Annotated in this window: 26 protein-coding genes and 4 tRNA genes; 25 read left to right on the top strand and 5 right to left on the bottom strand. The window is 59.7% G+C overall.

Annotated features, from left to right (window positions below; translation table 11 throughout):
- The first annotated feature begins 470 nt into the window (after nucleotides 1-470).
- From AC3IP0_RS19005 to AC3IP0_RS18950, 12 genes are all read left to right on the top strand, one after another.
- Complete coding sequence (locus AC3IP0_RS19005; protein WP_489316565.1) at nucleotides 471-830, top strand: DUF6124 family protein; 360 nt, start codon at nucleotides 471-473, stop codon at nucleotides 828-830.
- 233 nt (nucleotides 831-1,063) lie between these two features.
- Complete coding sequence (locus AC3IP0_RS19000) at nucleotides 1,064-1,960, top strand: VOC family protein (protein WP_489316564.1); 897 nt, start codon at nucleotides 1,064-1,066, stop codon at nucleotides 1,958-1,960.
- An 11-nt stretch (nucleotides 1,961-1,971) separates the two neighbouring features.
- The gene (locus AC3IP0_RS18995; protein WP_489325624.1) at nucleotides 1,972-2,853 is read left to right on the top strand and encodes a CoA transferase subunit A; all 882 of its coding nucleotides are present in this window, start codon (nucleotides 1,972-1,974) and stop codon (nucleotides 2,851-2,853) included.
- Nucleotides 2,854-2,864: 11 nt separating this feature from the next.
- Nucleotides 2,865-3,653, top strand: coding sequence for a CoA-transferase subunit beta (locus tag AC3IP0_RS18990; RefSeq protein ID WP_347911611.1), 789 nt, complete (start codon nucleotides 2,865-2,867; stop codon nucleotides 3,651-3,653).
- A 23-nt stretch (nucleotides 3,654-3,676) separates the two neighbouring features.
- Nucleotides 3,677-4,549, top strand: coding sequence for an enoyl-CoA hydratase (locus AC3IP0_RS18985; protein ID WP_046043072.1), 873 nt, complete (start codon nucleotides 3,677-3,679; stop codon nucleotides 4,547-4,549).
- 2 nt (nucleotides 4,550-4,551) lie between these two features.
- A complete protein-coding gene (locus tag AC3IP0_RS18980; RefSeq protein ID WP_489316562.1) occupies nucleotides 4,552-5,619 on the top strand; it encodes an NAD(P)H-dependent flavin oxidoreductase in 1,068 nt (355 codons plus the stop codon).
- A gap of 29 nt (nucleotides 5,620-5,648) precedes the next feature.
- On the top strand, nucleotides 5,649-6,404 hold the full coding sequence (locus AC3IP0_RS18975) for an enoyl-CoA hydratase family protein (protein WP_489316561.1): 756 nt from the start codon (nucleotides 5,649-5,651) through the stop codon (nucleotides 6,402-6,404).
- Between the two features lie 10 nt (nucleotides 6,405-6,414).
- Nucleotides 6,415-7,581 (top strand): acyl-CoA dehydrogenase family protein, encoded by a 1,167-nt coding sequence (locus AC3IP0_RS18970; RefSeq protein ID WP_489319802.1) that lies wholly within the window; start codon nucleotides 6,415-6,417, stop codon nucleotides 7,579-7,581.
- A gap of 10 nt (nucleotides 7,582-7,591) precedes the next feature.
- A complete protein-coding gene (locus AC3IP0_RS18965) occupies nucleotides 7,592-8,647 on the top strand; it encodes an acyl-CoA dehydrogenase family protein (RefSeq protein ID WP_489325622.1) in 1,056 nt (351 codons plus the stop codon).
- A gap of 167 nt (nucleotides 8,648-8,814) precedes the next feature.
- Nucleotides 8,815-9,963: an acetyl-CoA C-acetyltransferase gene (locus AC3IP0_RS18960; RefSeq protein ID WP_489325620.1), complete on the top strand. Its 1,149-nt coding sequence runs from the start codon at nucleotides 8,815-8,817 to the stop codon at nucleotides 9,961-9,963.
- A 153-nt stretch (nucleotides 9,964-10,116) separates the two neighbouring features.
- Nucleotides 10,117-10,992 carry an SDR family oxidoreductase gene (locus AC3IP0_RS18955; RefSeq protein WP_489316558.1) on the top strand — a complete coding sequence of 292 codons (876 nt, stop codon included), beginning with the start codon at nucleotides 10,117-10,119 and terminating at the stop codon, nucleotides 10,990-10,992.
- Nucleotides 10,993-11,068: 76 nt separating this feature from the next.
- Nucleotides 11,069-11,578: a DUF1993 domain-containing protein gene (locus tag AC3IP0_RS18950; RefSeq protein WP_489316557.1), complete on the top strand. Its 510-nt coding sequence runs from the start codon at nucleotides 11,069-11,071 to the stop codon at nucleotides 11,576-11,578.
- A 150-nt stretch (nucleotides 11,579-11,728) separates the two neighbouring features.
- On the opposite strand, the gene sstT is transcribed toward AC3IP0_RS18950, so the two are convergent.
- On the bottom strand, nucleotides 11,729-12,961 hold the full coding sequence (sstT, locus tag AC3IP0_RS18945) for a serine/threonine transporter SstT (RefSeq protein ID WP_489316556.1): 1,233 nt from the start codon (nucleotides 12,959-12,961) through the stop codon (nucleotides 11,729-11,731).
- Nucleotides 12,962-13,278: 317 nt separating this feature from the next.
- Between sstT and AC3IP0_RS18940 the strand changes: the two genes are divergently transcribed.
- Nucleotides 13,279-14,439 (top strand): MFS transporter, encoded by a 1,161-nt coding sequence (locus AC3IP0_RS18940; protein ID WP_489316555.1) that lies wholly within the window; start codon nucleotides 13,279-13,281, stop codon nucleotides 14,437-14,439.
- Here AC3IP0_RS18940 and nhaR read toward each other — a convergent pair.
- Nucleotides 14,426-15,325 (bottom strand): transcriptional activator NhaR, encoded by a 900-nt coding sequence (gene nhaR / locus AC3IP0_RS18935; RefSeq protein WP_489316554.1) that lies wholly within the window; start codon nucleotides 15,323-15,325, stop codon nucleotides 14,426-14,428. The genes AC3IP0_RS18940 and nhaR overlap by 14 nt on opposite strands.
- A gap of 226 nt (nucleotides 15,326-15,551) precedes the next feature.
- Here nhaR and AC3IP0_RS18930 point away from each other — a divergent pair, with 226 nt between their 5' ends.
- Together AC3IP0_RS18930 and AC3IP0_RS18925 are read left to right on the top strand one after the other, a co-directional pair.
- A complete protein-coding gene (locus tag AC3IP0_RS18930; RefSeq protein ID WP_489316553.1) occupies nucleotides 15,552-15,794 on the top strand; it encodes a hypothetical protein in 243 nt (80 codons plus the stop codon).
- A 29-nt stretch (nucleotides 15,795-15,823) separates the two neighbouring features.
- Nucleotides 15,824-16,573, top strand: coding sequence for a TerC family protein (locus AC3IP0_RS18925; RefSeq protein ID WP_108219136.1), 750 nt, complete (start codon nucleotides 15,824-15,826; stop codon nucleotides 16,571-16,573).
- Between the two features lie 78 nt (nucleotides 16,574-16,651).
- Here the strand turns inward: AC3IP0_RS18925 and AC3IP0_RS18920 are convergent, their stop codons facing one another.
- Nucleotides 16,652-16,807 (bottom strand): hypothetical protein, encoded by a 156-nt coding sequence (locus AC3IP0_RS18920; protein WP_489327839.1) that lies wholly within the window; start codon nucleotides 16,805-16,807, stop codon nucleotides 16,652-16,654.
- A gap of 191 nt (nucleotides 16,808-16,998) precedes the next feature.
- Between AC3IP0_RS18920 and AC3IP0_RS18915 the strand changes: the two genes are divergently transcribed.
- The 3 genes from AC3IP0_RS18915 to AC3IP0_RS18905 all read left to right on the top strand — a co-directional run bounded on the left by AC3IP0_RS18915 (nucleotide 16,999) and on the right by AC3IP0_RS18905 (nucleotide 18,267).
- A complete protein-coding gene (locus AC3IP0_RS18915; RefSeq protein ID WP_489316551.1) occupies nucleotides 16,999-17,733 on the top strand; it encodes a C39 family peptidase in 735 nt (244 codons plus the stop codon).
- Nucleotides 17,734-17,827: 94 nt separating this feature from the next.
- Nucleotides 17,828-18,034, top strand: a complete 207-nt coding sequence (locus AC3IP0_RS18910) for a DUF6021 family protein (RefSeq protein ID WP_057714089.1) — start codon at nucleotides 17,828-17,830, stop codon at nucleotides 18,032-18,034.
- A 17-nt stretch (nucleotides 18,035-18,051) separates the two neighbouring features.
- Nucleotides 18,052-18,267 carry a hypothetical protein gene (locus AC3IP0_RS18905; protein ID WP_489316550.1) on the top strand — a complete coding sequence of 72 codons (216 nt, stop codon included), beginning with the start codon at nucleotides 18,052-18,054 and terminating at the stop codon, nucleotides 18,265-18,267.
- A gap of 58 nt (nucleotides 18,268-18,325) precedes the next feature.
- Here the strand turns inward: AC3IP0_RS18905 and pbpG are convergent, their stop codons facing one another.
- Nucleotides 18,326-19,264, bottom strand: a complete 939-nt coding sequence (gene pbpG, locus AC3IP0_RS18900; RefSeq protein ID WP_489325619.1) for a D-alanyl-D-alanine endopeptidase — start codon at nucleotides 19,262-19,264, stop codon at nucleotides 18,326-18,328.
- Nucleotides 19,265-19,504: 240 nt separating this feature from the next.
- Nucleotides 19,505-20,359 carry a bifunctional methylenetetrahydrofolate dehydrogenase/methenyltetrahydrofolate cyclohydrolase FolD gene (gene folD / locus AC3IP0_RS18895; protein WP_008001570.1) on the bottom strand — a complete coding sequence of 285 codons (855 nt, stop codon included), beginning with the start codon at nucleotides 20,357-20,359 and terminating at the stop codon, nucleotides 19,505-19,507.
- A gap of 274 nt (nucleotides 20,360-20,633) precedes the next feature.
- Between folD and AC3IP0_RS18890 the strand changes: the two genes are divergently transcribed.
- The 7 genes from AC3IP0_RS18890 (at nucleotide 20,634) to clpP (ending at nucleotide 26,393) form a co-directional block, all read left to right on the top strand.
- Nucleotides 20,634-20,710: transfer RNA gene (locus tag AC3IP0_RS18890), tRNA-Arg, on the top strand.
- A 32-nt stretch (nucleotides 20,711-20,742) separates the two neighbouring features.
- Nucleotides 20,743-20,818 (top strand) — tRNA-His (locus AC3IP0_RS18885).
- Between the two features lie 56 nt (nucleotides 20,819-20,874).
- Nucleotides 20,875-20,959 (top strand) — tRNA-Leu (locus AC3IP0_RS18880).
- 77 nt (nucleotides 20,960-21,036) lie between these two features.
- Nucleotides 21,037-21,112 (top strand) — tRNA-His (locus tag AC3IP0_RS18875).
- A 1,408-nt stretch (nucleotides 21,113-22,520) separates the two neighbouring features.
- Nucleotides 22,521-24,224: a group II intron reverse transcriptase/maturase gene (ltrA, locus tag AC3IP0_RS18870; protein WP_489325618.1), complete on the top strand. Its 1,704-nt coding sequence runs from the start codon at nucleotides 22,521-22,523 to the stop codon at nucleotides 24,222-24,224.
- A gap of 129 nt (nucleotides 24,225-24,353) precedes the next feature.
- Complete coding sequence (tig, locus tag AC3IP0_RS18865) at nucleotides 24,354-25,664, top strand: trigger factor (protein ID WP_057714092.1); 1,311 nt, start codon at nucleotides 24,354-24,356, stop codon at nucleotides 25,662-25,664.
- 93 nt (nucleotides 25,665-25,757) lie between these two features.
- Nucleotides 25,758-26,393, top strand: coding sequence for an ATP-dependent Clp endopeptidase proteolytic subunit ClpP (gene clpP, locus AC3IP0_RS18860; RefSeq protein WP_223532307.1), 636 nt, complete (start codon nucleotides 25,758-25,760; stop codon nucleotides 26,391-26,393).
- Nucleotides 26,394-26,463: the final 70 nt, after the last annotated feature.

Here is a 26,463-nt window from a genome sequence, read left to right as displayed (position 1 = left end):
CCGCCACATATTCCCTGTGGGAGCGAGCTTGCATTCAACATCGATGCTGACTGTTGTGGCCTCATCGCGAGCAAGCTCGCTCCCACAGGTTTTGGGGACAGCTCCAACCACCGATTTGGCCTTTGAATAGAGCCTGTTTAACGGCTGTCAGTGTTACTTGATGAAAGCTACAGCGCCTTGCGTCGTTGCCTACAGGTACGCCAGAATCCGCCGGCTTGTGCGCCTTGGGGCCCCTCGGTAACTTGATTCGTGTCACTGACTCCCAGTGATCGGGTTTAGTAGCCCGTGGCTTAATCCGAGACGTACGACGCATCAATCAGGTTTTGTGCCTGCATTTTGATGGTGGCTGTACGTAGGGCGCCCTTGGGCGCGCCGGCTTCTTGGATTCCCCGGTCTACTAACCTGCGTACAGCTGCCACCCCTTCTTTTAGTAGAGAAGTGGTTTCCAGCCCACATCAGGAATCCACACTATGTTCAAGGTCACACCCAACCCGCCGGATACCGATCCAGCATTCCCGTACGAACCCGATTCAAAAAAACTGCACGAGGCCGCCGAGCGTGCCCTCGCTTACCACTTCCCCTCGACAGCCGACATCAAAGCCACCCCTCGAACAATCAGCACGCTGTTTACCGTCGACCCGGAGGCCACGACCAAAACCCTGGTGGTTTATCTGGTCGAGACGCTGGCCTCGGTGGATGTGATGGTGCATCAACTGGTGGATCATCTGGAGGGCGGTGACCGCAATGCCCTGCTGGGTATTTCCAATAGCGTCATGCTGGCCGAAATCACGGCGAACCGTGTGCTCGATCAAATCGAACCATCTGAGTAACGCCCCCTGTAGGAGCTGCCGCAGGCTGCGATCTTTTGATTTTGTTTTTCAGATAAAGATCAAAAGATCGCAGCCTTCGGCAGCTCCTACAGGGATTGCGTTCTGCCTGTTTTCCGCTAGTCCCATTGGACGATGTTGCCCCTCCCCGAACCCGTTTGAATAGGCCCTACATAAAGTCTCCCCCGGCAGTCGCCGAAGGGCGGCACCGCCTGAGAAAAACGAGGAGTGCATCCATGGATATCCGTGGTCTGGGTTACGTCACCCTGTTATCCAGCGACCTGGCGCAATGGCGCCACTACGCAAGCCAGGTGCTGGGCATGATGGTCATCGGCAACGATGACGACGGCCACCTGTACCTGAAGATGGACGAGCGCCACTACCGCATCCTGGTGCAGAAAACCGCCGAGAACAGCTTCGGTGCCTGCGGCTGGGAAGTCGCCGGCAAAGCAGCGCTGGAACAGGCGGTCAGCGAGCTGCAGCAAGCCGACGTGCAAGTGACCCGTGGCACCGCAGCCGAAGCCGAGTTGCGCAAGGTCCAGGAGCTGGTGCACTTCAGCGACCCGGATGGCAATCGCCACGAACTGTTCTGGGGCCCGTTGCAGGACTTCGCCCGCTTCGTCTCGCCGGTGGGCGTCAAAGGTTTCGTCACCAACGACCTTGGCATGGGCCACGTCGTATTGCCGGCACCGGCCTTCGAACGCTGCCGCGATTTCTACGAGCAGGTGATGGGCTTTGGCCTGTCCGACCTGATGAAAGTCCGCTTCACCCCGGACCCTGCCGAGCCGCAAAAGCGCATTCACTTCCTGCACTGCAACAACGGCCGGCACCACTCGCTGGCGATTTTCGAGTGCCCGATGCCCCACGGTTGCGTGCACATGATGGTCGAGGTCAATGCGCTGGACGAAGTTGGCCGTGCGCTGGACCGCGTCCACGCCAACGGCGTGAAGCTGTCGGCCACCCTCGGCCAGCACACCAACGACCAGATGATTTCTTTCTATATCAAGACCCCGTCCGGGTTTGACCTGGAGTACGGCTGCGATGGCCTGGTGGTCGACTGGGACCGCCACACGCCGTTCGAAAGCACCGTGGTCAGCCACTGGGGCCACGACTTCAGTGTCGGTCGCCAATGAGGAACAAGACGATGGACAAGCAAATGACCCCCTTCGAGATCGTCGGCCAACTGCGTGACGGCATGACCATCGGTATCGGTGGCTGGGGCCCGCGCCGCAAGCCGATGGCGCTGGTACGCGAGATTCTGCGCTCGGACCTCAAGGAGCTAACTGTTGTTGCATACGGTGGTGCGGACGTCGGCATGCTCTGCGCGGCCGGCAAGATCAAGAAACTGGTGTTCGCCTTCGTTTCCCTGGATTTCATTCCGCTGGAGCCGTACTTCCGTAAGGCGCGCCAGGAAGCGGCGCTGGAAGTGATGGAGATCGACGAAGGCATGCTGCTGCTCGGTCTGCGGGCGGCGGCGATGAATGTGCCGTTCATTCCAACCGCTGTGGGCTTGGGCACCGATGTGCTGCGCCACAACCGCCAGATCAAGTTGATCGCCTCGCCTTATGCCGATGGGAAGGATTGGGTCGCCATGCCGGCGCTCAAGCTCGACGCTGCGCTGGTCCACGTTGACCGTGCCGACAAACGCGGCGTGTGCCAGATCAGCGGTCCCGATCACTACATGGACGACCTGTTCGTGCGGGCCGCGACCCACAGCTACGTGACCTGCGATGAGCTGGTCGACAGCGAGTATTTCCATCAGGACAGCGCCCACGCCCATCAAGTGTTCTGGGAACGCAACCTGACCACCGCCGTGGCCCACGTGCCGGGCGGGGCGCATCCGTCGTCCTGCGCGCCGCTGTACGGTTTCGATGTTGCGCACTTCAAGGCCTACAACGCCACGGTCCAGGCGGCCGATGGCTGGGAAGGCTATGTGCGCGACTACGTCGACTGCACCCACGAACAGTATCTGGAAAAGGTCGGCGGCCTGGCTGCGATCCGTGAACTGCCGTTGCCGATTTTCTAAGGAGCCTTTCGATGAGCACTACTGATTTCAGCCTCGCTGAGTTGATGATCTGCGCGGCCTCCGAAGCCTGGCGCGAAGACGGCGAAGTACTGGCCTCCGGCATCGGCGTGATCCCGCGTCTGGCGGCGTCGCTGGCCATGTTGACCAGCAACCCGCAACTGCTGATGACCGATTCCGAAGCCTACATGGTCGCCGAGCCTGTGCCGTTGGGCGCGCGCAAAGGCTATGAACCCAAGCGCGACAGCTGGATGGGGTTCTCGCGGATTTTCGACAACGTCTGGGGCGGCAAGCGCCATGCTCTAGTCGGCCCGACCCAGATCGACCGTTACGGTCAAGCCAACATTTCCTGCATCGGCGACTACGCCAAACCCAAGGCGCAGATGCTTGGCGTACGCGGTTTCCCCGGCAACTCGATCAGCCACGCCAACTCGTTTTGCGTGCCGAGCCATAACCGCCGAGTGTTCGTCGAAGGCGAGGTCGATATGGTCGCCTCGGTCGGCTACAACCCGGCGCGCCTCGCTCGGGGCTGGTCGCTGGACGACATCGACATCCGCCTGATCATCACCGACCTCTGCGTCCTGGATTTCCAGGGCCCGCAGCGGCAGATGCGCATCCGTTCGCTGCACCCCGGCGTGACGGCGGCGCAAGTCCAAGACAACACCGGTTTCGAGCTGCACGTGCCGGATGACTGCCCGACCACGGCAGCACCGACGGCCGAGCAGTTGCAGCTGATCCAACGTCTGGACCCGCACAACCTGCGCGCCCTGCAACTCAAAGACAACCCGCCAGGCCAACGCTGAGCAACGCGTTGCGGAGAAAAGTGATGGCTGAACATAACGATAACAATCAGGCCGAGGTGGTGCTGTACGAAGTGCGTGGCGCGGTGGCCCTGGTCACCATGAACCGCCCCGAGTTCCACAACGCGCAGAACTCGCAGATGACTTATGCGCTGGACGCGGCGTTTCGCCGGGCCTGCGATGACGATGAGGTGAAGGTCATTGTGCTGCGTGGCGCCGGCAAGCATTTCTCCGCCGGGCATGACATCGGCACCCCGGGCCGCGACGTCGACAAGACCTTCGACCGCGCCAGTCTGTGGTACGACCATGTGAACAAACCGGGCGGCGAGTTTCTCTATGCCCGGGAACAGGAGGTTTATCTGGGCATGTGCCGCCGCTGGCGCGAAATGCCCAAGCCGACCATCGCCATGGTCCAGGGCGCGTGCATTGCCGGTGGATTGATGCTGGCCTGGGTCTGCGACCTGATCGTCGCCAGCGAGGATGCCTACTTCGCCGATCCGGTGGTGCGCATGGGCATTCCCGGTGTGGAGTATTTCGCCCACGTGCATGAACTCAATCCGCGCATCGCCAAGGAGTTCCTGTTCCTCGGCGAGCGCATGCCGGCGCCGCGTGCCTATCAGATGGGCATGCTCAATCGGGTGGTGGCTCGCGACGAGCTGGAGCAACAAACCCTCGACATCGCCGGGCGCATCGCCCAGATGCCGCGCCTGGGCCTGCAGCTGAGCAAGCAAGCGGTGAACAACGCCGAAGACCTGATGGGTAAGCGCGCAACCATGGACATGGTGTTCGGCCTGCATCACTTCGCCCATGCCCACAATGAACTGGTGTCCGGGGACCGTCTCGGCGGCTACGACGCCAAGGCCATGGCCAGTTCCCAGCGCAAAACGGGCGAGGCGTGAGCATGGCGATCTCGTTGAATACCCGTTTGACTGAACTGCTCGGTTGCCGCTATCCGATCATCCAGACCGCCATGGGCTGGGTCGCCGACCCGAAACTGGTGGCGGCCACGGGCAATGCCGGTGGTTTCGGTTTTCTCGCCGGGGCGACCATCGAACCGCAGCAGATGGAAGCGGCGATTATCGAAACCCGACGCCTGACCGATCAGCCGTTCGGGGTGAATTTCCACATGTACCAGGCCAATGCCGGCGAGATCGTCGAGCTGGTGTTGCGCCACAAAGTCCGGGCGGTCAGCTACAGCCGTTCGCCGGGCAAGCAAATGATCAGCCGCCTGAAGGATGCCGGCGTGGTGTGCATCCCCACGGTGGGCGCGCTCAAGCATGCGCAGAAAGCCGTGGAAATGGGCGCCGATGCGGTGACCGTGCAGGGCGGCGAGGGCGGGGGACACACCGGTTCCGTACCGACCTCGATGCTGCTGGATCAAGTGGTCAATGCCGTTTCGGTGCCCGTGGTGGCGGCCGGTGGTTTCAAGGATGGCAAAGGTTTGGTTTCGGCGCTGGCCTACGGCGCCGAAGGCATCGCCATGGGCACGCGTTTCCTGATGTGCGCCGACAGCCCGGTGCCCCAGGCGACCCTGGCCCGTTACCTGGCGGTCAAGGACCCGGCGGCGATCATCATCAGCCGCGCCATCGACGGCATGCCGCAACGGATGATCCGCAACGAATTGCTTAACCAACTGGAAAACAGCGGGGGCCTCAAGCGCCTGTTGCTGGCGTTGCAGAGTGGCCTGGCCTACCGCCGCCACACCGGCATGAGCCTGACGCAACTGCTGACCAGCGCGCTGAAGATGCGCGGCAGCGGAGAACTGACCGCCGCGCAAAGCATCATGGCCGCCAACGCGCCGATGGTGATCCAGAAAGCGATGGTCGACGGACGTCCGGCCGAGGGCGTGTTGCCTGCCGGACAAGTCGCTGCATCCATCGACAGCTTGCCCAGCTGCGCCCAATTGATTGAACAGATCGTCCGCGACGCCGAAGCGCGCCTGGGCGAGCTGTGCCGCCGTGTGTCGTAAGGGGCCATGCATTGTGAAGGAAGGAAACCATGAAACCATTTAGCGTCAGCATCGAACACGGCATTGCCGAACTGGTCTTCAACCGACCACCGGTCAACGCTTTCAGCTGCCAGGGCTGGGCCGATATCGCCAGCGAGATCGAAAGCCTGGGCCGCAACAACGACGTGCGGGTGATCGTGATCCGTGCCGAAGGTCGCGGCTTCTGTGCCGGGGTCGACATCAAGGAACTGGCCGCCGACGGCAACCTGATCGTCGCGGTGAACAAGGGCAACTACGACAGCTTCAAGGCCATCCATCGCAATCCGAAACCGGTGATCGTCGCCGTGCACGGCTTCGTGCTGGGTGGCGGCATCGGCATCTGCGGCGCCGCCGACATCATCGTCGCGTCCGAGTGCGCCACCTTCGGCGTGCCGGAAGTGGATCGCGGGGCCATGGGCGGCGGCGCGCATTTGCAGCGTCTGTTCCCGGTGCAGAAAGTCCGCCACATGTACTTCACCGGCGAGGCCATCGACGCCGCCGAAGCCTACCGCCTGGGCGCGGTGGAGCGGGTGGTCAAGCGCGAAGACTTGCGCGAAGCCGCGTTGCAAATCGCCCGCACCATCGCCGCCAAGAGCCCCGGCATGATCAGCTTGGCCAAGGAAGCGTTGAGCGGCATCGAAGACGGCAATCTGGAAGACAAATACCGCTGGGAGCAGGGCTTCACCCTCGAAGCCTACCGCTCACTGGACTCTCAGGAAGCACGCGACTCGTTCGTCGAGAAACGCGATGCCCGATTCAACGGCTGAAGGCATATCCATGGACCTGACCTATACCCCGGCCCAGCAGGCCTTTCGCGCCGAGGCGCGGACCTGGCTGGCGGCCAATGTACCAAGTGAACCGCTGCAATCGTTCGACACCGAACAGGGCTTTGCCCAGCACCGCGCCTGGGAAGCCAAGCTCAACGAAGGCCGTTGGGGCATGGTCACCTGGCCGACCGAACTCGGCGGACGCGGCTGCGACCTGATCGAGTGGCTGATTTTCGAAGAGGAATACTACCGTTCCGGGGCGCCGGCACGGGTCAACCAGAACGGCATCTTCCTGCTCGGCCCGACCTTGATGGAGTACGGCACCCCGGAGCAAAAGGCGCGCTTTCTGCCGCGCATGGCCACCGGCGAAGACATCTGGGCCCAGGCCTGGTCCGAGCCGGGCGCCGGTTCCGACATGGCGGCGATCCGCTCCAAGGCTGAACGGGTGGGTGACCACTACGTGATCAATGGCCAGAAAACCTGGTCGACCCGCGCGGTGTGGGCCGACTGGGCGTTCGGTATTTTCCGTACCGACTCGCAGTCCCAGCGTCATCACGGCCTGACCTTCATCCTGCTGCCGCTGGACACGCCGGGGATCACCGTGCGGCCGATTCCGCAGCTCAACGGTTTGCCGGGCTTTGCCGAAATTTTCTTCGACGACGTCAAGGTGCCGGTGGAGAACGCCCTCGGTGGCGAAGGCATGGGCTGGCACGTGGCGATGTCCACCGCCGGTTTCGAGCGTGGTTTGTTGCTGCGTTCACCGGCGCGCTTCCAGGAAACCGCCAAGCGTCTGGTGCAGTTGTACCTGGCCAACCGTGAGCACGCCGACCGCGACCCGGCCATTGGTGAGGCCGTGATGCGCGCCTGGCTCGATGCCGAGGCCTACACCCTGAGCACCTACATGACCGCCTCGCAACTGGTGCAGGGCGGCAAGATCGGGCCGGAGTCGTCGACCAACAAGATCTTCTGGTCCGAACTCGACCAGCGCATGCACGACACCGCCATGAGCATTCTTGGATTGCGCGGTGAACTGTTGCCGCATGCCCCGGCCGCCGGTGACGTCGGTCATTGGCTGGAAGGTTTCCTGTTTGCCCAGGCCGGGCCGATCTACGCCGGCACCAACGAGATCCAGCGCAACATCATTGCCGAACGCATGCTCGGCATGCCGCGTGCCTGAGGAATAGACCATGGACTTTAGTTTCAGCCGCGACCAACTGCTGTTTCAGGACAACGTCCGCAGCTTCCTGATCAACGAAGTCACCCCGGAACGCATTCGCGAACTGTGGCAGAGCGACAGCGGGCGCAGTGAACAACTCTGGGCGCAACTGGTGGAGCTGGGCCTGACCGCCCTGACCGTGCCCGAGGCGCAGGACGGCATGGGCATGAATGAGCTGGACTTCGTGCTGATCGCTCAGGAATGCGGTTACGCCGGGCTGCCCGAGCCGCTGGTGGACACCATGCTGGTTGGCGTGCCGTTGCTTGCCGCCCTCGATGAGCAACACGCGCCGCTCAAACAAAAATGGCTGTCACGCGTTGCTGAGGGCCGTGCACGTCTCGCAGTTTCCGAGCCGGGTAATCCGCTGGTCAGCGATGCCCATGTCGCCGATCTGCTGTTGCTGGCCAATGGCGATGAAGTGCACGCCCTGGAGCGTGACGCGGTGCGCCTGACCCGCAACGAGTCGGTCGACCCGAGCCGTCAGCTGTTCCAGGTCGAATGGACGCCAACACCCGCTACTTGCGTGGCCAGCGGCGAACAAGGACGGCGCTTGTGGACAGCCGCCTTCAACCGTGGCGCCCTCGCCAGTGCCGCGCAACTGCTGGGGCTGGCCAAACGCATGGTCGACCTGGCGGTGGACTACACCTTCGAGCGCAAACAGTTCGGCAAGCCGGTGGGCTCGTTCCAGGCGGTCAAGCATTTGATGGCCAACGTCGCGGTGCAGATCGAGTTCGCCAAAGGCCCGCTCTACCGCGCTGCTTATGCGCTGGCCGAGCAGCAACCCGGGCATGACGTGCTGGTGTCCCACGCCAAGCTGGTGACGGCGGAAGCGGCGATGCTCGCCGCGAAGAACACCATCCAGGCCCACGGTGCCATGGGGTACACCTGGGAAGTCGATTTGCACCTGTTCATGAAACGCGCCTGGGCGCTGGACAAGGTCTGGGGCGATCGCGGTCTGCACAAAGGGCGGATTCGTGCGGCCCTGTTTGACGGCAACCCAGAGCTGGGTGCGGGCAGTACGTTCTAATCAGTCAGTAAGGGTGACTAAATCCCTGTGGGAGCGAGCTTGCTCGCGATGAGGCCGGCACATCCAACATCGATGTTGACTGACACTCCGCCATCGCGAGCAAGCTCGCTCCCACAGGTTTTTCGGCGCTCTCAATACCAGATTTCAATTTTTTACCGAGGTAGACCATGCCTGAAGCTTATATCGTCGACGCCCTGCGTACGCCCACCGGGCGGCGCAAGGGTGGTCTGAGCCAGATCCACGCCGCCGACCTGGGCGCCCATGTGTTGCGCGCGCTGGTCGAGCGCAACGCCATTCCCGACGAGGATTACGACGATGTGATCTTCGGCTGTGTCGACACCATCGGCCCGCTGGCCGGTGACATCGCCCGCACCAGTTGGCTGGCGGCCGGCCTGTCGCAAGCGGTGCCGGGCACCACCATCGATCGCCAGTGCGGTTCGTCCCAGCAAGCAGTGCACTTCGCCGCGCAAGCGGTGATGAGCGGCACTCAGGACGTGGTCGTCGCCGGTGGCGTGCAGACCATGACCCAGATCCCGATTTCCTCGGCGATGATCGCTGCCGAACCCTTGGGCTTCACCGATCCATTCAGCGGTTCCGAAGGCTGGGTGCGGCGCTATGGCGCTCAACCACCGACGCAGTTTCGTTCTGCGCAGATGATCGCCGAGAAGTGGGACCTGTCCCGGGCGCAGCTTGAAGCCTATTCGCTTGAGTCCCATCGACGTGCCTTGCAAGCCATCGAGCAAGGCCGCTTCAATCGCGAAATCGTGCCGCTGGCCGGTGTGCTGCATGACGAAACCCCGCGCCAGACCAGCCTGGAAAAAATGGCCGAGCTGGAATTCCTGTTCGGCTGCGATCGGGTGACTGCTGCGGTATCGAGCCAGACCTGCGACGCGGCCAGCGCGATGCTGATCGTCTCGGAGGTGGCGCTCAAGCGTTACGGCCTGACGCCACGGGCACGCATCCATCACCTGAGCGTGCGCGCCGAAGACCCGATCTGGATGCTCACCGCGCCGATCCCGGCCACCGCCTACGCACTCAAGCGTGCCGGCATGAAGCTCGAAGACATCGACCGGGTGGAGATCAACGAAGCCTTTGCCGCGGTGGCCATGGCCTGGTTGAAAGAGACTGGCTATCCCCATGAACAGACCAACGTCAACGGCGGCGCGATTGCCCTCGGTCATCCATTGGGCGCCACCGGCACCCGCTTGATGTGCACCTTGCTCCATGAACTGGAGCGCAGCGGTGGTCGCTACGGCATGCAGACCATGTGCGAAGGCGGCGGCCAGGCCAACGTGACGATCATCGAACGTTTGTGACTCCAGGACGTGCACTGAACCTGTGGGAGCGAGCCTGCTCGCGAAGGGGCCATCAGATTCAACATTGATGATGACTGACCCACCGCTTTCGCGAGCAGGCTCGCTCCCACAAGGGGATGTGTCGACTAGTAATGAATTTGAAGGAATAGCCTGATGAAAATCTGTGAAAACCGCGTCGTGATCATCACCGGTGCCGGCGGTGGCCTGGGCCGCGCCTACGCGCTGGCCTTCGCTGCCGAAGGCGCGAAAGTGGTGGTCAACGACATCAACCGCGAAGCGGCGCTGGCCGTGGTCGGTGAAATCCTCGGCCAGGGCGGCAGTTCCGTGGCCAACAGCGACGACATCACCCGCTACGACTCGGCGGGCCTGATCGTGCGTCAGGCCATCGAAACCTTCGGTGATCTGAACGTGGTGGTCAACAACGCCGGCATCTGCCGCGACCGCATGTTCGCCAGCCTCAGCGAAGCCGACTGGGATGCCGTGGTCGCCGTGCACCTCAAAGGCCACTTCTGCATTTCCAGCCACGCCGTGAAGTACTGGCGCGAGCAGGCCAAGGGCGGTGCCAAGGTCGATGCGCGGATCATCAACACCAGCTCCGGCGCCGGTTTGCAGGGCTCCATCGGTCAGTCCAACTACGCGGCGGCCAAGGGCGGTATTGCCTCGCTGACCCTGGTGCAGGCGGCTGAACTGCGCCGCTACGGGATCACCGCCAACGCCCTGGCGCCGGCCGCGCGCACCGGGATGACCGAGCAAGTGTTCGCCGACACCATGAAAAAGCCGGAAGAGGGCTTCGACTACTTTGCCCCGGAAAACGTCGCGCCGCTGGTGGTGTGGCTGGGCTCCGAGGCTTCCGCCGAGGTGACCGGGCAGATGTTCGAAGTCGAGGGCGGCAAGTTGTCCATCGCCGACGGCTGGCGCCGTGGTCCGCAACTGGATCGCCAGGGCCGTTGGGCGGTCGGCGAGATGGGTGATGCCGTCGCACAGCTGGTGGCTCAGGCCGTTCCGGCGGCCAAAGTGTACGGCAGCTGAAAAAGTCCGGTCTCGGGAGGGCGGCGCGCGGCTATAATCGGCCGACGTTTCCCTCTGTCACCACACGAGACCTGCCATGACCATTTCCCTGTACGACGCTTCGGTGCCTGTTTTCCAGCAAATGCTCAACGCCCTGAGCGATGTGCTGAAGAAAGCCGAAGCCCACGCCACCGAAAAAAACATCGATCCTAACGCCTTCCTGCAAGCGCGCCTGTTCCCGGACATGTTCCCGCTGGTGCGTCAGGTGCAGATCGCCGTTGATTTCAGCAAGGGCGTTACCGGTCGCCTGGCCGAAGTCGAATTGCCGAAGTACGACGACACAGAAACCACCTTCGCGGATCTGCAAGCGCTGATCGCCAAGGCCCTGGCCTTCATCGGCAGCATCAAGCCAGAGCAGATCAACGGCAAGGAAGGCATCGAGATCGTCACCCGTCCGGGCACGCCTAAAGAGAAGCGCTTCAGCGGCCAGTCCTACCTGCTGACCTACGGCCTGCCGCAGTTCTTCTTCCACGTCACCACCACTTATGCACTGCTGCGCCACAACGGCGTGGAAGTGGGCAAGCGCGACTACATGGGCGCGTTCTAAACCGTCCAGGTACAAAAAAGCCCGCCAAGGTTTGCGCCTTGGCGGGCTTTTTCGTTGGTGGAGCAAGAGATCGCAGCCTTCGGCAGCTCCTACAGGGTGTACGGCGATCCAATGTAGGAGCTGCCGCAGGCTGCGATCTTTTGATCTTCGTTAGGCCAGGCGTTCTGCTTTTGCCTCTTCACGCAGGCAGGCCGCCGCGGTGAACAGCACATCGGTGGAGGAGTTCAGCGCGGTTTCCGCCGAGTCCTGCAGCACGCCGATGATGAAACCGACCGCCACCACCTGCATGGCGATTTCGCTCGGGATGCCGAACAGGCTGCACGCCAGTGGAATCAGCAACAGCGAACCACCGGCCACACCCGAAGCGCCGCAAGCACAGATCGCCGCAACGACGCTCAGCAGGATCGCGGTGGGAATGTCCACGGCGATGCCGAGGGTGTGCACGGCCGCCAGGGTCAGCACGGTGATGGTGATTGCCGCGCCGGCCATGTTGATGGTCGCGCCCAGCGGGATCGATACCGAGTAGGTGTCTTCGTGCAGGCCCAGACGCTTGCTCAACTCCAGGTTGACCGGGATGTTCGCCGCCGAGCTACGGGTGAAGAACGCCGTGATGCCGCTTTCGCGCAGGCAGGTCAGCACCAGCGGGTATGGGTTGCGACGCAGTTTCCAGAAAACGATCAGCGGGTTCATCACCAGCGCCACGAACAGCATGCAGCCCAGCAGCACGGCCAGCAGGTGCGCGTAGCCGATCAAGGCGCCGAAACCGGAAGTGGCCAGGGTCGAAGCCACCAGGCCGAAGATGCCCAGCGGGGCAAAGCTGATCACCAGGCGCACGATCACTGTCACGCCGTTGGACAGGTCGCCCAGCACTTCACGGGTGGTGTCGCCGGCGTGGCGGATGGCAATGCCCATGCCGATGGCCCACGCCAGGATGCCGATGAAATTGGCGTTCATCAGGGCGCTGACCGGATTATCGACCACGCTCAGCAACAGGCTTTGCAACACTTCGCCAATCCCGCCCGGCGCTGTGACCGCGACGTCCTGGGTCGACAGCACCAGGCTCGACGGGAACGTCATGCTGGCAACCACCGCGACCACAGCGGCGGCGAAAGTGCCCAGCAGATACAGGAATAGAATCGGCCGTATATGGGTTTCCTGACCGTGCTTGTGGTTGGCAATCGACGCCATGACCAGCACGAACACCAGAATCGGCGCGACGGCTTTCAGTGCCGAGACAAACACTTTGCCGATGAACGCCGTGGACTTCGCCATGTCGGGGGCAAACAGCGCCAGGGCAATACCGGCGATCAGGCCGATCACGATCTGTGTGACCAGGCTCAGGCGTTTAAGGCGTTGCAATAGAGAAGGGGATGAAGCAGTCATAAAACGGCATCTCTGATTTTTTATAAGTGCAAGGTTTCGCCGCGCGTGCAGCCCGCAGGAAACCGAAGAGGATCGTGTCATCGACGCCAAAAATGGCCGATAAACACAGGGTGTACGTTTTTCAGGGCGCGGACTTTATCACAGCGCAGGATCGATCTTTCAGACCTGTGACGAACTGCCACCCTGGTATTCAACGTCAATTGCAGGTTCGTGCAACCGCATCCGAAAACACTCTGTTAAGATTCGCCATCCTCATTTTCATGTCTGCCAGTGGGCCTTCGGGCTATCGCTGGTGTTTTCGTTTTCTGGAGTTTTGCATGCTGTTGCCCATTCTTCTGTTGTCCGCCGCCGGCTTCACGGTGCTGACCACGGAATTCATCATCGTTGGCCTGTTGCCAGCTATCGCCAGGGACCTGGAGGTCAGCATCCCGCAGGCCGGTTTGCTGGTGACCCTGTTCGCCTTCACCGTGGCCGCGTTCGGGCCGTTCCTGACGGCATACTTCGCCCGCTTCGAGCGCCGCAAGCTGTTCATCTCGGTGTTGATCATGTTTGGCCTGGCCAACACGCTAGCGGCGCTGGCGCCGAACATCTGGGTGATGGCGTTCGCGCGGTTGATCCCGGCGCTGGGGCTGCCGGTGTTCTGGGCCTTGGCCAGCGAAACGGCGGTGGACATCGTCGGGCCGGAGTACGCCGGTCGCGCCATCGCCAAGATCGGCTTCGGCATCGTTTGCGCCACGGTGTTCGGCATTCCCGTGGGCACGCTGATTTCCGATGCGTTCGGCTGGCGCAGTGCCTTCGCGATTCTGGCGGTCATCGCCTTTGCCAAGGCGTTACTGCTGTTTATCTATCTACCCAGGACCAACCTGCACCAGCATCAGGTGAGTTTCCGGTCGCAGTTCAAGATCCTGCGCAGCCCGCTGATGCTCGGTCACGTGCTGCTGTCAGTGATTGTGTTCAGCGGCATGTTCACCGCCTACACCTATCTGGCGGACATCCTTGAGCGCCTGGCCGGCTTCAACGGCACTGTGGTCGGTTGGTGCCTGATGGGCTTTGGCGCGGTCGGGCTGATCGGCAACTCCCTGGGCGGCCGGGCGGTGGATCGTCACCCGCTGATGGCGTCGATGATGTTCTGTGCGTTCATGATCGCCGGCCTGGTGGCGCTGGTGCCGAACATTCATTCGCCACTCGGTCTGGCGGCGGCGATGGGCATCTGGGGCGTGACCCAGGCGGCGTTGTTCCTGGTCAGCCATGTGCGCCTGATGAAAGCGGCGCCCGAAGCGCCGGCCTTCGCTGCGTCGCTGAACATCGCCGGGGCCAACCTCGGTATTGGACTGGGCGCGATGATCGGTGGTCGGGTGATCGACAGCGTCGGCCTGCAAGGCCTTGGCTTTGCAGCCGCCGCTTTCATTCTGGCTTCGATCCTGTTGGCCATCGCGCTGATGACCTTCAAGCCCCGGGAAGAAATCACAGCGCTGTAAACAGCTCGCGTCGGGCACCTTCGGTAATGGCGACAATGCCGGGGTGCTTGACCTTGCGTTCCACTGAGATGGCGTAGAACGACTCGCTCACCGCGTCGGTCTGGCCAATCACCTCCACGCCGTATTGGCGTTGCACTTCATCGGCAATCACGCTCGGGCTGATGAAGATCCCGCTGCCGGATTGGCCGAAGGCCTGCATCAGGGCGCTGTCGTCGAACTCCCCGACAATTTTCGGCTGGATCTGTTGCTCGGCGAACCAGCGTTGCAAGCGGCTGCGAACCACGGTTTCCGGGCCGGGAATCAGCAGCGGCGCGCCGTGCAGATTGCGCGGAAAGTCCCGGCCGTAACGGGCCGCCAGCTCAGGGGTGGCAAAGAAGCTGATCCCGCACTCACCGAGTTTCTGGCTGTAGCCCTTGATGTCCAGGTGCGACGGCATCGGGCTGTCGGAGATCACCAGGTCCAGGCGCTGGATCGCCAGGTCGGCCAACAAACGTTCAAGCTTGTCTTCGCGGCACGTGATGCGCAGCGGTTCGCTCAGTTCCATGGTCGGTGCGATCAGGCGATAGACGATGGACTTGGGCACCACGTCGGCCACACCGACGCGAAACAGGATCTGCTGTTCATTGGGTTGTGCCCGCAGCATCAGTTCCAGTTCGCCACCCAGCTGAAACATTTGTTCGGCGTAGGGCAGGGCCTGGCGGCCGGCCTCGGTCAGTTCGAGTTGCCGTCCGACGCGCCGGAACAACTCGATGCCAAAGGTTTGTTCCAGCAATGAAATCTGCCCGCTGATGGTTTGCGGCGTGAGATTGAGCTGCTCGCAGGCGCGCACGATGCTGCCGGTCTTGGCCACCACCCAGAAGTAATGCAATTGCCGATAGTTCAACATACACGGTCCCCTGTAGGAGCTGTCGAGTGAAACGAGGCTGCGATCTTTTGATCTGCCCGTTAAAAACAAAATCAAAAGATCGCAGCCTTCGGCAGCTCCTACATTCGTAAAAACCGAAGTATACATGGCAAAAATACGAATTTTCCTGAAGTATCCGCTTCCCTAGAATGCCTCGCTATCAACGGGCCATCGTTTCGGTCTCGTTCGTTATATCGAGGGAAGCATCATGAAAATTAAAGCCACGGCGTTGTTGATCACATCTTTACTGGTATTGGCCGGTTGCGACCAGGCCGAGAAAAGCGCGCAACAATTGATGGGCAAGGCTGCCGAAAGCGCCAAACAGGCGATTGACGATACCCACAAGGCCGCCGAGCAAGCACTCAGTGACGCCACCAGCGGGTTGATCAGCAAAAAAGAATCATCGGAAAAAGAATCGGAAAAAACCGAATCTTCCTCCCAGGAAATCTAAACCGTATTACAACGAGTCAGGACTGACCCATGGACTACCTTTTACAACTTGCCGCCAGCCCCACCGCCTGGGTCGCCCTTGCTACCCTGATTGTGATGGAGATCGTGCTCGGTATCGATAACCTGATCTTCATCTCGATCCTGACCAACAAGCTGCCCTTGCACAATCGCCAGCGGGCACGGCGCATTGGTATCGGCATGGCGTTGATCCTGCGTCTGGGCTTGCTGAGCACCATCGCGTTCATCGTCCAGTTGACCAATCCGGTGATCGAGATTCTCGGCCACGCGTTTTCCTGGAAGGACATGATCCTGATTGCCGGTGGCCTGTTCCTGTTGTGGAAGGCGACCACCGAGATCCATCACAGCATGGACCCGGCACCGGAAGATCCGAAGTCGGCGACCTCGACCGTGACCCTGGGCTTCGCTGCCGCGATCGGTCAGATCCTGATGCTGGACATGGTGTTCTCCATCGACAGCATCATTACCGCTGTCGGCATGACCGAGCATTTACCGATCATGGTCATCGCGGTGGTGGTGTCGGTACTGGTGATGTTGCTGGCGGCTGATCCGCTGGCCAAGTTCATCAACGACAACCCGACGGTGGTGATGCTGGCCCTGGGCTTCCTGATCATGATCGGCATGACGCTGATCGCCGAAGGCTTCGGCGCCCATGTACCGAAAGGCTACGTCTATGCGGCCATGGCATTCTCGGCTTCGATCGAGGTGTTGAACATGATGTCCCGCCGGTCCAGGCAGAAACGGGTAGCCACTGAGGCTTAACCCACGCTAAAAGAAACGGCCGTCTGAACTCCATGGAGTGCAGGCGGCCGTTTTTGTTGGTCTCGTGTAAAGGTGTGGTCAGTGAGCGTTGGCGTGTTGGTTCGGCGTATTGTCCGCTTCCGGCGCAGGGGTCGGCTGGACAGGGTGATGGTGGCGGCGAGTAATGCGCAGTACGCCCCACAGCATGGCGGCGGCTACCGCCAGCCAGCCGCAAACCAACATTACAATGATCATGGTCAGGCTCATCTGTGCCTCCTCTTTGCCCTTCTTTGGGCACTCACGCTTCGCTGTCGTCTCTTCAGGGAACAGTCTAGCCCTTGCTGCATTTCAGGCTATTGACCGAAAGTCGTCTGTCACCAACCAGTTCGCTCTATCGAATGCACGCGACTACCGTTTAGAGCTATACCGTAGCGGCGCGGCGACCTATGATCGACGCCCAAGCCGGGAATGGGATTGCCTGGCGTCTGAACCTGAACAAGAGAGAGATGATGGTGCGGGTATTTTCTCGAATTTTGTCGACCATGCTGATCGCCGGTTGCGTGGCAAGCCTGGCGGGCTGTGCCGGGAGCGTTGCGCCCGAGATCAAGCGCTTGCCGGAGCGTGTCGAACTCAGCGGCCGGTTCTACCGGGGCGATGCGTATCAAAGCGGGCCGCAGGTGCTGGCCAGCATGCTGTCCCAGCAGGGCATCGTAATTACCCCGGGGCTGCTCGACAAACCCTTGCATTTGCCGGGGGGCGAAGCCCAATTACAACAGAACATGCAGAACCTGGCCCGCGATTACGGGATGGTCGTTTACCCCCTCGATAGCAACCTTGCGGCCTTGTTGACCCAAGTCGCCGCCGGTTATCCGGTGATGGTGCGCTTTACTGAAGGCTCGGCCATGTGGGCCGAACCGCGATACGCCATTCTTGCCGGCTATAACCGCCAGAAGCAGACGGTCCTGCTGCGGGCCGGGATGAATCGCCGCGAACTGATGAGCTTCAGTTCCTTCGAGTCGGCGTTCAAGGACGCCGGTGGTTGGGCGGTGCTGATCCAGAATCCGACGCAAATCCCGGCCCAGGTCGATCAGCAGCGTTGGCTCAAGGCCGCCAACGATCTGGCCCAGGCCGGTCAGGAACAGGCCGCCGCCAGGGCGAAAAAGGCCTTGGCCAGCCAGTAAGTCCGTTGGTCACCCGTCGGGCACCTTCGCCCATCGCCAGCCTCTGATCTTTAAGGGCCCGGAACATTACTCGGGCCGAGATCAGGAGGCGCCCATGGCTCATTCCACAACGCCCGTCGGTCCGCACTCGTCTGAACATTCCTCCGGTAATGAGTTGGGGTTCGACCCGGATTCCCCGGACCTTGCCGATCCTCAGGTCGACCCGATCGGGCCCGCCAAGGCACCGAGGGACGTGAAACCGGGTGATAACCCCAAGGCTCCCGCCAAGCCCTACGATCCACTGGGTGACCTGAAGCCTTAGGTCCAATGGAGGTGTGTATGTCTACCGATTCCAGTTTCGACGACAAACGTCCGGAAACTGTCCCTACAACCCCCGAGCAAAGCACCGATCCGGTGATGGATCCCGACAGCCCGTTGAGGGATCCCCTGGCGCGACCAACGGTGGTGCCCACTGAAAAGCCGAAGGGGTGGAGAGATCCAAGTGTCGGCGACGGCATCCCGGATGACGACCAGATGCCGCTGCCCAACGACTGAATGTCGGGCGAAAAAAAGCCCCGAATGTTCGGGGCTTTTTCATGGGTTTGCAGCAAGGTTACTTCGACGCTTCAACCACGCCGCTTTGGCGCTGCTTGAGGTTCTTGTCTGCCTTGTACTGCAAGGCTACGGAAGGCACGTCCGCGCTCTTTCCGCTCTCTACCCAATTACGCATGCGCGTGGCATCGGCAAAATGGGTGTACTTGCCATAGGCGTCAAGGATCACCAAGGCCACCGTGCGGTTACTCATTCGGGTCACCAGCACCAGGCAGTGACCTGCTTCGTTGGTGAAACCGGTTTTTGTCAGCTGGATGTCCCAGTCCGGCTTGCGGACCAAATGGTCGGTGTTGCGGAAACCCAGGCTGTAGTTCGGTTTGCGAAACGAAACGGTCTTTTCCTTGGTTGTACTCAACTCGGTCAGCAGCGGGTACTTGTGCGCGGCGATCAACAGTTTGCTCAAATCGCGAGCGGTCGAAACGTTGCGCGGCGAGAGACCTGTCGGCTCGACGAAATGGGTATTGGTCATGCCCAAGGCCCGGGCCTTGGCATTCATTGCAGCAATGAACGCGACATAGCCACCCGGATAGTGGTGGGCCAGGCTTGCAGCGGCTCGGTTTTCAGATGACATCAGGGCAATCAGCAGCATTTCCCGGCGCGGCAGTTCGCTCTTGAGCTTGACCCGGGAGTACACACCTTTCATTTCCGGTGTGTCGCTGATGTTGATGTTGATGTACTCATCCATGTTTTGCCGGGCTTCAACCACGACCAGGCCGGTCATCAGTTTGCTGACGGACGCGATGGGGACGACGACGTCCGGATTGCTGGCATAGATGACTTTGTTGGTCTGCATATCCAGCAGTAAAGAGCTGCCGGAAGCGAGCTTGAGTTGCGAGGTATTTCGAGGCGCTGCGGTGGTTTCGCCAGCGTTGGCGATTGGCGTGATGAAAGTCCCTGTAACTGCAAAAAATAGGCTCAGGATGGAAAGACGGATTTTCACGCTGGCAGACTCATAAAGTGTTGATAAGCCGTTTTGTAACGGGCTATTCCGTAAAAAGCGCGACATTCTGGAGTATGGCTGAATAACTGTCGATGGTTGATCAAGTAGCAGGTGAAAGTCCTGAGAAACATGAAAAAAAAATCATTTTCCGTCGGGTGGTCGAGATCGTTTCGCAGGCAAAAAAAACCCCGCCAAGGGGGGCGGGGTTCTTCGTCACGCTGTCAGCGTGCGCAGTGAAACTCAGCTGTGCAGGGTTTCAGCGGCGTACAGGGTGTTTTCCAGCAGGCAGGCACGGGTCATCGGGCCTACGCCGCCCGGTACCGGAGTGATCCAGCCGGCGCGGGGCAGGGCGGTTTCGTAGATCACGTCACCGACCAGCTTGCCGTCGTCCTGACGGTTGATGCCGACATCGATCACGATCGCGCCTTCCTTGATCCATTCACCCTTGACCAGGCCTGGCTTGCCGGCGGCGACGACGACCAGGTCCGCACGACCGACATGGCCGGCCAGGTCCTTGGTAAAGCGATGGGTGACCGTCACGGTGCAACCGGCCAGCAGCAATTCCATGGCCATCGGGCGGCCAACGATATTGGACGCGCCGACAACCACGGCATTCATCCCGTAAAGGTCGACACCGGTGCTTTCCAGCAGGGTCATGATGCCTTTGGGGGTGCATGGGCGCAGCAGCGGGATGCGCTGGGCCAGGCGACCGACGTTATAAGGATGGAAGCCGTCGACGTCTTTATCCGGACGAATGCGTTCCAGCAGCCTGGAGGCGTCCAGGTGTTCGGGAAGCGGAAGCTGAAGCAGAACGCCGTCGATTGCAGGATCGTCGTTCAGGCGATCGATCAGCTCGGTCAGCGCTTCTTGAGTGGTTTCGGAAGGCAGGTCGTAGGCTTGGGATAGAAAGCCTACCTCTTCACAGTCTTTACGCTTGTGCGAGACATAAACCTGAGAGGCAGGATCGCTGCCGACCAGGATCACCGCAAGGCCGGGCGTGCGCAGGCCTTGCTGGCGACGCTCGGTGACACGTTGGGCGATCTGCTGGCGCAGGCTGGCGGCGATCGATTTGCCGTCGATAAGTTGTGCAGTCATTGCGCGTGATTAACCATCGAGAGGGGAAAAAAAGAGAACGCATTCTCGCATGTCATGCGGTGAGGGCAAAGGCGCTTGGTCTGCAAATTCCCCTAACTCCTTTAATTAAATGAATTTTTTTTAAAAAGGATTTGACGACCTTCGGGTGGCTCTATACTATTCGTCGCACTTGTCGGGCACAGCCTAGCACTGGTTAGGAAGGTTGAGCGGGATTACGATTCTGCGAGACTGGAAAGCACTTAGTTTGTAGTCCTCCAAGGTTACAGCTAACAAGGCGCCCGTAGCTCAGCTGGATAGAGCATCCGCCTTCTAAGCGGATGGTCGCAGGTTCGAGTCCTGCCGGGTGCGCCATTAGGCAGCTTTGGCACAAGTAGCGCGATATGGTGGGCGTAGCTCAGTTGGTAGAGCACGGGATTGTGACTCCCGTTGTCGTGGGTTCGATCCCCATCGTCCACCCCATATTTAGAAAGGCGCCAGATTAACAGTCTGGCGCCTTTGCTTTAAAGGCTTCACCCGCGGATGTGGTGGAATTGGTAGACACACTGGATTTAGGTTCCAGCGCCGCGAGGCGTAAGAGTTCGAGTCTCTTCATCCGCACCAATTAAAGCTTCACTCAGGCTGCTGGCCTGGCTGGAGCTTGATAAAGAAGTTGTTTGGCTTCTTTAACAGGCAATATGGTGGGCGTAGCTCAGTTGGTAGAGCACGGGATTGTGACTCCCGTTGTCGTGGGTTCGATCCCCATCGTCCACCCCATATTTCGAAAGGCGCCAGATTGAAAAGTCTGGCGCCTTTTTTGTTTCAGCGGCCGCAGGTTCCGGGTCGCAGGGGCAGGGCGTTTCGTCGTATTTATGTTTCTCGATGATGCGGTCCTGCCCGCCGGCCTTGCTTGCGAGTTCGGGTGTCAGGGAGATGATTGGCGACCTCCTCTATATATGGAAAGGTTGGCGCAGAGCCCTGGCGTGATTGGTTGTATTTGCCATCGGGGCGAGGTGCATTCGTGCATTCGCACCTATAAATTGCCTGCTGCGTTTTTACCCGTTTTCAGTAGGGTGACTTCTTGAGTTTGACCCACTAGAATGCATGCCCTTGGTGCGACACGCGTGGCGTGTCTCCTAAACTTCGAGGTGTAGAGTCATCTTGAAGGGTTCTCGAAAGAGAGCCGAGAGCTTGGGTACCCAATCCCAAGAAACAAAACCCTCCCAGAAGTCCAATGCCTTCAAGGACTTGCCGCAGCGGCGGTGGCAAACTCAAGGTCGATTAGCGCTCGGTGGCTCGACCGCAGTACTGGATTTCCGGTATTGGAGTGCCTACTACACATCAGCCCTATTCAGGGCTAAACCCATGCGGGAGAGAATCCCCGCTGGGGTTCCCTCCTGCTTTTGAAACAGGAGGTAACAATTCTTTGAGCATGCTGCCTCGGCAGTCCCTGTTCACATCAAACCGGAGACATGAGCGAAAGCTCTGTCTGTCATTGTCCAACCATTGCCTGTTTGGAGTGGCAGCGGACTCGTTGTGCGACCAACGATAGCCTAGGAAGTCATGCGTCACTGGTAACGGTGGGGTGTGAAGCTCTTCCAACAATGTAGCCCCCGTATGGGTGCGTCTTCGCCGTGAGGCGGAGCGCAGATGCTCGGAGCAGTACCGGGTTGAGGCGCTAGGCTGGCTGGTATGGGTAACACAAGTGAACTGCTAATAAACGTCGTCAGCATTACGGTGCCTAATCTGCTGATAGGCATTAACCAAAAAGGTGATGCGACCGGTTGTTCTGGTCAAGGGTCGGAACACGTCGTCACATAAGGTCGCCGGCGAATAGGCAGACTCTAACCCAGTCGTGTGACAGGCAGGGAACGTGGTAAGCCCGTATAGCTGCCTTCGGGCAGGTGAACCGCAAGGTGATCCGTTGGCTGTGCGGGTATGGGATCGCAGAGAAAGCGAAAGCCGGGCTGTAATGGCCCGGATAGGGGCTGGAACATTGCTCCACGGGAAACCGGGCAGACTTCTGCGTGGTCTTTCGTCGCATGAACTCTGATTGAACCTGTCTCAATGAGACTAGAGGTCCAGCTGTAACGGATCTTTTATTAATCTAACCCTGACGGGAGCGTCCATTCCCGTCAGGGGATGCGTGCGTCTTTCGCTTGGGGAAACTTGAGAGGAAGGCAGCATGTTAGAACATAGCCAAATGGCCGTGTCTGCGCCTTCCGGCGCTCCGCAGCACTGGCATGACATCGATTGGTGGCGTGTCCAGCGGAATGTCCGGGCGATGCAGATACGGATTGCGAAGGCTTGTCGGGAAGGCAACTGGCGCAGGGTGAAAGCCCTGCAACGGATGCTGACCCGCTCTCGCTCGGCCAGATACTTGGCTGTACGGCGAGTCACTGAAAACCAGGGTAAGCGCACGGCGGGAGTCGACCGCGTGCTCTGGGATACACCCGATGCCAAATGGAAGGCGGCAAATGGGTTGAAGCGCCACGGATATAAGCCGCGGCCTTTACGGCGTGTGTTTATTCCGAAGTCAAATGGAAAGGAGCGTCCTCTGGGCATTCCAACCATGACGGACAGGGCTATGCAGGCGCTATATCTGCTGGCTCTGGCGCCTATTGCAGAAACCACGGGTGATCCAAATAGCTACGGCTTCAGGATCGAACGCTCTACGGCGGATGCGATGGGACGGCTGTTCGTTTGCCTATCCAAGAAGGTTTCGGCCCAATGGGTTTTGGAGGCGGACATCAAAGGCTGTTTTGACCATATCAATCATGACTGGCTAATTGCCAACGTCCCAACGGACAAAGTGGTTCTCCGGAAATGGTTGAAAGCTGGTGTGATTCATAAAGGCCAGCTACAGGCAACGGATGCCGGTACGCCACAGGGCGGGATTATCTCGCCCACCTTGGCAAATTTGGTGCTGGATGGGCTGGAGTCACAACTTAAGCAACATCTGGGTGTGACCAAGGCCAAGAAGCTGAAAATCAATGTGGTGCGTTACGCGGATGACTTTGTGATAACCGGAACCTCGCGAGAGGTGCTGGAAACTGAAGTCAGACCTTGGGTAGAGCAGTTCCTAGCAGTGCGGGGGCTGCAGTTGTCACTCGAGAAGACGCGTGTCGTCCATATAAAGGAAGGCTTTGACTTTCTAGGTTGGAATTTCCGCAAGTACGATGGGAAGCTTCTGATCAAGCCAAGCAAGAAAAACGTGAAAGCGTTCTATAGCAAGGTAAGGGAGGTCATCAGCACCAGCAAGACGGTAAGGCAGGAGGATCTGATCCGACAGCTGAATCCGATACTGCGTGGTTGGGCGTTTTATCACCAGCCAGTAGTCGCCAAGAAAGCGTATAGCCGCATGGATCACATGATCTTTCTGGCTTTATGGCGTTGGGCGAAACGGCGACACCCTAAGAAAACGCTCCAGTGGATCGGAGCGAAATACTTTAGACCCATGAAGGGGCGCAAAGGGGTGTTTGCCACCGCGACGATGAATGACAAGGGAGAGATGCGAACGATCGAACTGTACTCGCTAGCGAGCACTCCGATCGAGCGACACAAGAAGGTGAGTGGGGAGTACAACCCCTTCGACCCTTCTATGGAGGAAATGGGCGAGAAAAGGCGTATGGAACAGATGCTCAAAAGGCTGGCGTACCGTAAGCAAATCTTGAGCCTTTTCCAGAGTCAGAAAGGATTGTGTCCAATGTGTAAGTTACCGATTACGAAGGAGACGGGGTGGCATGATCACCACATTCTGTACCGCACAAAAGGCGGTGGAGACTCCCTAAATAACCGGGTACTATTGCACCCCCTTTGTCACCAGCGGCTACACGCTCGCGGATTGACAGTGAACAAACCGGCTCCCCTTACCGGGGGTTTTGATTAGGCCCGAGCCGTATGCGAGGAAACTCGCACGTACGGTTCTTAGGGGGAGGTGGGCCAGTAATGGCCCATCTCTACCCGACATTCTGGGGTCGGAAACGGCCGGCTAACGTCTGTGCAACGAGGAATATCCATGCAAGTTTCTGTTGAAAATACTACTGCTCTTGAGCGCCGCATGAGCGTCACCGTGCCGGCTGAGCGCATCGAGAGCCAGGTCAACAAGCGTCTGCAGCAGACCGCCCAAAAGGCCAAGATTGCTGGCTTCCGTCCAGGCAAAGTGCCAATGAGCGAAATCAAGCGCCGTTTCGGTGCTGACGCTCGCCAGGAAGCTGTAGGTGACGTGATCCAGTCTTCCTTTTACGAAGCTGTGGTTGAGCAGAAGCTGAACCCGGCTGGTCAGCCTTCGATCGAGCCAAAATCCCTGGAAGCGGGCAAGGACCTGGAATACGTAGCCGTATTCGAAGTGTTCCCTGAGTTCACCGTTGCCGGTTTCGAAGGTATCACCGTAGAGCGCCTGAGCGCTGACGTGTCTGATGCCGATCTGGACAAGATGCTGGACATCCTGCGCAAGCAGAACACCCGTTTCGAAGTGGCCGATCGCGCTGCCCAGAACGAAGACCAGCTGAACATTGACTTCGTCGGCAAGGTCGACGGTGAAGTGTTCGCTGGCGGTTCCGCCAAGGGTACTCAGCTGGTTCTGGGTTCCGGTCGCATGATCCCTGGTTTCGAAGATGGTCTGGTTGGCGCAAAAGCCGGTGAAGAACGCGTTCTGAACCTGACTTTCCCAGAGGACTATCAGAACCTGGACCTGGCTGGCAAAACCGCCGAGTTCACCGTGACCGTCAACACCGTTTCCGAGCCAAAGCTGCCAGAACTGACCGAAGAGTTCTTCGCTCAATTCGGCATCAAGGAAACCGGTCTGGAAGGTTTCCGCGCCGAAGTTCGCAAGAACATGGAGCGTGAGCTGCGTCAGGCGATCAAATCCAAGGTCAAGAATCAGGTAATGGACGGTCTGCTGGCCACCAACCCGATCGAAGTGCCAAAGGCCCTGCTGTCCAACGAAGTTGACCGTCTGCGCGTGCAGGCTGTTCAGCAGTTCGGCGGCAACATCAAGCCTGACCAGCTGCCGGCCGAGCTGTTCGAAGAGCAAGCCAAGCGCCGTGTAGTGCTGGGCCTGATCGTGGCTGAAGTGGTCAAGCAATTCGACCTCAAGCCTGACGAAACCCGCGTTCGCGAGATGATTCAGGAAATGGCTTCGGCCTACCAGGAGCCTGAGCAAGTTGTGTCCTGGTACTACAAGAACGACCAGCAACTGAACGAAGTTCGCTCGGTTGTGCTGGAAGAGCAAGTTGTGGATACTGTTCTGCAGAAAGCTAGCGTGACCGACAAATCGGTCTCTTACGAAGAAGCGGTCAAGCCGGTAGAAGCTCCACAAGCCGACTGATTGTTTTTGCGGTAAGAAGCAAACACCATAAGCCAGCCTTCGAGCTGGCTTATGCGTATTCAAGACATAACTATTTGGGAGTGACTGCAGAGCATGTTCCGTAATTCGTATATTCAGCAGAACTCTGATATCCAGGCCGCAGGCGGCCTGGTCCCGATGGTTGTCGAGCAGTCCGCTCGTGGCGAGCGCGCCTACGACATCTACTCGCGTCTCCTCAAGGAGCGGGTGATCTTTCTGGTTGGTCCGGTAGAGGACTACATGGCCAACCTGATCTGTGCGCAATTGCTGTTCCTTGAAGCGGAAAACCCGGACAAGGACATCCATCTCTATATCAACTCCCCGGGCGGTTCGGTGACGGCGGGCATGTCGATCTACGACACCATGCAGTTCATCAAACCCAACGTATCGACCACCTGTATCGGTCAGGCGTGCAGCATGGGCGCGTTCCTGCTGACGGCCGGTGCACAAGGCAAGCGTTACTGCCTGCCGAACTCGCGTGTGATGATTCACCAGCCACTGGGCGGTTTCCAGGGCCAGGCGTCGGATATCGAAATCCATGCCAAGGAAATCCTCTTCATTCGCGAGCGTCTCAACACGCTGATGGCCCTGCATAGCGGGCGTACTCTTGAAGAAATCGAGCGCGATACCAACCGCGACAATTTCATGAGTGCAGAAGCCGCGCGTGAGTACGGGTTGATCGACGAAGTGATCAGCCAGCGCCCTGCTTAAAATAAGCAGCTCAAAATAGGGTTGGTCGGCGGGTCCGATCACCAGCGGGCTTGAAAAAGCCCGCAATAGC

The organism is Pseudomonas sp. GL_103 (assembly GCF_057835175.1).
The sequence above is the reverse complement of the archived record's forward strand: the minus strand, read 5'-3'. Positions and strand labels throughout refer to the sequence as shown.